This window comes from uncultured Nostoc sp., assembly GCF_964245445.1.
Classification (GTDB): Bacteria; Cyanobacteriota; Cyanobacteriia; order Cyanobacteriales; family Nostocaceae; genus Nostoc.
Window position 1 is genome coordinate 1 of the sequence record NZ_CAXTNE010000413.1, and the last position, 4,891, is coordinate 4,891.

At 36.1% G+C, this 4,891-nt stretch carries 7 protein-coding genes and 1 pseudogene; 6 read left to right on the forward strand and 2 right to left on the reverse strand.

Going from position 1 to position 4,891, the window contains the following annotated elements:
• Both ACFE90_RS36205 and ACFE90_RS36210 read right to left on the reverse strand, forming a co-directional pair.
• Positions 1 to 607, reverse strand: a pseudogene (locus ACFE90_RS36205) (hypothetical protein); the annotation flags it as partial.
• Between the two features lie 17 nt (positions 608 to 624).
• A complete protein-coding gene (locus tag ACFE90_RS36210; RefSeq protein WP_375507070.1) occupies positions 625 to 837 on the reverse strand; it encodes a DUF2997 domain-containing protein in 213 nt (70 codons plus the stop codon).
• A gap of 147 nt (positions 838 to 984) precedes the next feature.
• On the opposite strand from ACFE90_RS36210, the gene ACFE90_RS36215 reads away from it, so the two are divergent.
• The 6 genes from ACFE90_RS36215 (at position 985) to ACFE90_RS36240 (ending at position 4,811) form a co-directional block, all read left to right on the forward strand.
• Positions 985 to 1,302: a hypothetical protein gene (locus tag ACFE90_RS36215; protein WP_375507071.1), complete on the forward strand. Its 318-nt coding sequence runs from the start codon at positions 985 to 987 to the stop codon at positions 1,300 to 1,302.
• Positions 1,303 to 1,398: 96 nt separating this feature from the next.
• The gene (locus ACFE90_RS36220) at positions 1,399 to 2,628 is read left to right on the forward strand and encodes a hypothetical protein (protein ID WP_375507072.1); all 1,230 of its coding nucleotides are present in this window, start codon (positions 1,399 to 1,401) and stop codon (positions 2,626 to 2,628) included.
• A gap of 29 nt (positions 2,629 to 2,657) precedes the next feature.
• Entirely contained in the window at positions 2,658 to 3,119 is a 462-nt protein-coding gene (locus ACFE90_RS36225; protein ID WP_375507073.1) for a hypothetical protein, read from the forward strand.
• Positions 3,120 to 3,128: 9 nt separating this feature from the next.
• Positions 3,129 to 3,866 carry a WD40 repeat domain-containing protein gene (locus ACFE90_RS36230; protein ID WP_375507076.1) on the forward strand — a complete coding sequence of 246 codons (738 nt, stop codon included), beginning with the start codon at positions 3,129 to 3,131 and terminating at the stop codon, positions 3,864 to 3,866.
• Positions 3,866 to 4,090: a hypothetical protein gene (locus ACFE90_RS36235; RefSeq protein ID WP_375507074.1), complete on the forward strand. Its 225-nt coding sequence runs from the start codon at positions 3,866 to 3,868 to the stop codon at positions 4,088 to 4,090. The genes ACFE90_RS36230 and ACFE90_RS36235 overlap by 1 nt, the downstream gene beginning before the upstream one ends.
• A gap of 175 nt (positions 4,091 to 4,265) precedes the next feature.
• Positions 4,266 to 4,811 carry a hypothetical protein gene (locus ACFE90_RS36240; protein ID WP_375507075.1) on the forward strand — a complete coding sequence of 182 codons (546 nt, stop codon included), beginning with the start codon at positions 4,266 to 4,268 and terminating at the stop codon, positions 4,809 to 4,811.
• Positions 4,812 to 4,891: the final 80 nt, after the last annotated feature.

Genomic DNA, 4,891 nt, shown 5'->3' on the forward strand with positions numbered 1-4,891 from the left:
GGACAAGAATTCGTCCTTGATGCTGATAACCAACGAATCGGATATAAACTAACTCATCTTCAGCAATATCAGCTGTGTCTGGTTGATGAATCTGCGGATTGTAAGGTACTTTTTCCCAAGGTTTGCCTATCTGTTCGTAACCCCATTTATTGAGGAGGTTATCTAAAGAGGTAAACATCGAAAGCAGATTTTTCGCAGGTAATTCTGGTTTAACCTGCACCATCTGGTAAATGCTGGGATAGTTTGTTAGCAATGTCTGTAATTGCTCAAATGTCGCAGAGCGAAATTCCTCTGATAGTTCAACTCGTTGCTGCTGCAATTCTTCATGTAGTCGCAAGCCTTCCTGATGTAGCGCTGCTTTTTCAGCAAGTAACTGTTCTATTTTTTGCTGCTTTTCTAAGTAATTTTTCTGCGTTACTTTTAGTTCATTTTCTAGTAGCTCAATTTGCGTAGACGCTAACCTGCTTGTCGCTAGACATCTCGCCAATTGTAACTTGTTAGTTTCCAAGTCTGCTTGGCGAGCGATCTCATCACTAATTGCTGGAATAATCAACAACAGAGTGGAAATCCCTATTGCCATTGTCAAAAGGCTTAAAAGAGAAAACATTCCTATCTGCATCCCTCTTAGATTTGTTTGAGAGACTGGTTTTGTGCTACTGTCTCGCCCTCACTGCCTTCGTAATACTCAGGCAATAATTCTTGATTTTCAACTTCTCCTAGAGCCTTTTCAATTCCCGATGTTGTACTTGTGCAACTCGAACCAGAAGCATTGATTACTGTCTCAGTAATTTTCCCATCTTTACCAATGTGATACTCAATTCTTTGATACTCAGCCATAAGTATAATTTCTTGATTTTTTCAGGGTGTTAAAAATGCCACAATCATCTCTATGTTGTACTAAATTTCCGTCAACGGCAATTATTTGCATTGATGTATGCGTAGCATTTTTGGGAATTCTAATAAAGAATCAAAAAGTAAAGCACCATGACAGACAACCAAAATCAACCCAGAGATTATGATGCAGTGTTGGGAGGACAATCTCCGCTAGTAAGTTCCCCAATTATTAATTTTATCAGCATACTTGACCTTTCAATGGGAACGCTGACTGATGCTGGTGCGGAAGAATTGCTGAATTGTTCGGCGATAAATAATCTTGATCTTCTCAACGTCTCAGAAAACTTCTTATCTCAGGAAATGATTGAGAAATTCTCTGAGTTGGATGTGCGTGTTTTGGCAAATAATCAGAAAGATGAAAATGAAGATAGCTACATTGATGGTCGCTATTGTTCTGTTTCTGAGTGAAATGTACAGAATTCGGCGACTAGAAGTCGCGGCTACACAGACAAAACCCGCCTGCGCGGGTTAAAAAACTTTCTCTTAATTAGTTCAATTTTAACTATGAATAATAATTCTAATCAACCCGGAGAATTTGACGCAGTACTTGGTGGAGAACAGCAAAATCAAAACTACGGTGTAGTTTTGGGAGGAATTGAGGGAGTTAAAAATCGTCTGAATAGCGAAGATGATGAAATCAGGATTGCAGCGCTTGAAGATGCGCTTAAATATGGTGATGCAGGAATCAATTTAATTATTGAAGCGTTATATGACTCTTCAGACGAAATAAATGATTATGCTATTTATTTACTACGCAAAGTAGGTATAAAAGGAAAACAGGCATTGCTAGATTATGATCCTTGGTTAGTTTTAACAACATTTCAAGATTGGAAAGATGATTATCGTCACAGAATTAATAACCCAATAGGCAGAGCATATCGTGTAAATAGTCAATATAAATTATCGTGCTTGCTTCAAGATTCAAAAGCTAAATACATAGAAGCAATAAAATGCCAAATGTATTACAAAGACACAGATTGTAAAACCGCTTTTAAAGATTTTGCTGACACTCTTGTTAAAGCTCATGAATTGCTTACGAATTTAAAAGCAGTATTAATTGGAGATGACTGCGATTTGATTAATATCAAATACAAAGAATCAAATATTAACGTAACTAGTATTCATCCTCTACTCAAAGCTTATCCTGACTTAGAGTTACTTCACATTCGGGGCCGAATGCTTGAGGAAGATATTCTCAAGCCTGAACTCAAAATACTACAAGTTCGTAATACTCAGAATAATTCTATTATTCCCATGAATTCATTAAAACATGAGAGTTTAAAGACTCTGATTGTTGATGCTGATGGTATATCTGATAGTAATCTTGTGAAAGTTTGCAATTTAAGTTTACCATCTCTAGAATACTTTGAGCTATGGCTAAGTAGAAGCGATTTAAGCAACATTAATATTGATGATTTAGCACCTGTGCTTTCGGGTGAATCGTTTCCTAATTTAGTATACTTAGCGGTGAGAAAATGCGGGAATATGAGCGAGGTTGCTCAGGCTATCGTGAATTCTCCAATTATGGAAAATTTAAAGATACTTGAATTAACAGATGGAAATATAAGTAATGCTGGTGTTTTATTAAACTCTCCAGCAATTAATCGTTTACATACTCTCGATGTTTCTGGAAATCGTTTACATAAAAATACAATTGAGCAACTTTCAACTTTGAAATGTCGAGTAATTGCAGATTCTCAGTTTAGCGATCGCTATTACTCAGTCTGGGAATAAATTAATAAAATAATACAAGATTATCTAAAATGAACAACAATCCAAATCAACTAAGAGAATATGATGCAGTGCTTGGTGGAGAAGTACCACCACCAGTTAACGGTGTAGTTTTAGGAGGACTTGAGGGGGTAACAAGTCGGTTGAGAAGTTCGGTGGTTAAGGTACAAATTAATGCACTTTCCGAAGCGTTGAATTACGGTGATGTAGGTTTGGAGATAGTAATTCAAGCCCTACATAATCAGTCGGGGCAGGTGAGATTATCAGCTTATAATATTTTGCGATCGCGCACGGAATTATCTGTAAAACAAGCACTGCAAAACTTTAATCCTTATGAACTTTTTCAGTGCGTTCATACATTAAAAGCGTATTACCAACAAGTTCATTCTGTAGCTATTAGTCCAGATAACAAAACTTTGGTATGTGGTTCAGGTGATAGCCGTTATAACAGTATCAATTCGCCGAAAGTCTGGAATTTAGAGACAGGACAATAAAAATTTGATCTGCGATTTAATCATCATCATACTTCTGATATTAATTGGGTAGCTATTAGTCCTGATGGACAGAAGATGATTAGTGCTGGTGCAGATAAAAATATAATGATTTGGGATATAACTATAGGTAAATATATTGCTAAATTCAGCAAAAATTTAACTATAACTTATGCTCTGGCTATACATCCTAATGGAGAAAGCTTTGTAAGTGCAGATGGAAATGGATGTATCAAAATTTGGCAGTGGAATTGGGGTGAAGAAGTTGCTATTTTAGAAGGGCATCGTCGCTCAATTTATGCTCTTTGTATATCTCCTGATGGCAAACTTTTAATCAGTGGTGGTGAAGATAGAACTATCAAAATTTGGGATTTAAATTATAGACGTGAAATTTGGAGTCTTATAGGACATTCCCATTCAATACGGTCTTTAGCAATTAGCCCTGATGGGCATTATTTAGTCAGTGGTAGTGACCAGAGAATTAAAATTTGGGATATGCAAACTGGGGAAGAAATTTTTTCTTTTTACGGTCATGCTGATTGGGTTCGTTCTATCGTATTCAGTCCCGATGGTAAAACTTTTCTGACTGCTGGTGACCAAAATATCAAAGTCTGGGATTTAGCTTCAGGAAAGAAAATTTTTTCATTTAAAGGCCATGCAGGAGCTATTCGTTCATTAGCACTAAGTTCTAATGGGCAAATATTAGTGAGTGCTGGTGTAGATAACACAGTCAAAGTGTGGAGGTTTTAATGTCAGAAAGTATCAGTCAACTTTTTCTCAAGCTGGAAAATTGGAAATTCCAACAATTTAATCCTCAAGTTGGTATTACCAACCCTGAAAATAATGCTTATGCGATTCAATTTCAACCAGAACATCGCAGTAAAAACATAAACTTAGAGTCTTTTTATAATCTCTTGCAAGACCCTCAAGCTAGCAAAATTCAAGCTTTAATTTGTCAAATAGAATATGTATGAAAATTACTAGAACGATAATATCTGTTTTGGGATAGTTTTAGAAGCACTTTGCGATGCCTATGAAAAACTGCCTAATCTTCAAGCATTATTTATAAGAGATGCAGAACAACATGAATATCGCAAATCTAAGCTAGCAGTTTTTGATATTCGTCCAATTCTAGAAGCATTTCCTAATTTGCAATTGCTAAAAGTACGCGGTCAATTTTATGAATATCTTTTAGAATGCGAAACTTTAATCCATGAAAATCTCAAAACACTAATCATAGAAACAGCAGATATAGATGAGAGAAATTTCTCTCAAATTTGTGCTTTAGAATTACCAAATCTAGAATGCCTAGAACTCTGGCTTGGTAGACAGCTAGATCATTCAACATTTATTATGGATCGGTTGACACCAATTTTGTTTGGTGAATCATTCTCAAAGTTGGCTTACTTAGGACTTCGTAGTAGCGAATTTTCTGACTTGCTTGCAGAAAATATAGTGCAATCACCAATTATTGAACGTCTCTTAGTGCTTGACTTATCAATGGGTAATTTAAGCAATTATGGGGCAGAAGCTTTGTTAAATTGTCCAGCGATAAATCAACTTCACACCCTCAACATTTCTAACAATTACGTATCAGAAAGTATGGTTCAACGATTGTTACAGCTTAATTGTCAGGTGATTGCAGAACCTCAAGATGGTGAATATGGCGATCGCTATTCTGCTCTCCACGAATAAAGAATATATTAGATAATGCTTAACTGGGAGCAATACGATTTTGTGGGATGATTCCAAATTGGGTGCGATCGCTAATCTCC

Coding starts and splice junctions, on each gene's coding strand:
- ACFE90_RS36235 (WP_375507074.1), top strand. CDS start 3,866: ATGTCAGAAAGTATCAGTCAACTTTTTCTCAAGCTGGAAAATTGGAAA.
- ACFE90_RS36225 (WP_375507073.1), top strand. CDS start 2,658: ATGAACAACAATCCAAATCAACTAAGAGAATATGATGCAGTGCTTGGT.
- ACFE90_RS36220 (WP_375507072.1), top strand. CDS start 1,399: ATGAATAATAATTCTAATCAACCCGGAGAATTTGACGCAGTACTTGGT.
- ACFE90_RS36215 (WP_375507071.1), top strand. CDS start 985: ATGACAGACAACCAAAATCAACCCAGAGATTATGATGCAGTGTTGGGA.
- ACFE90_RS36210 (WP_375507070.1), bottom strand. CDS start 837: ATGGCTGAGTATCAAAGAATTGAGTATCACATTGGTAAAGATGGGAAA.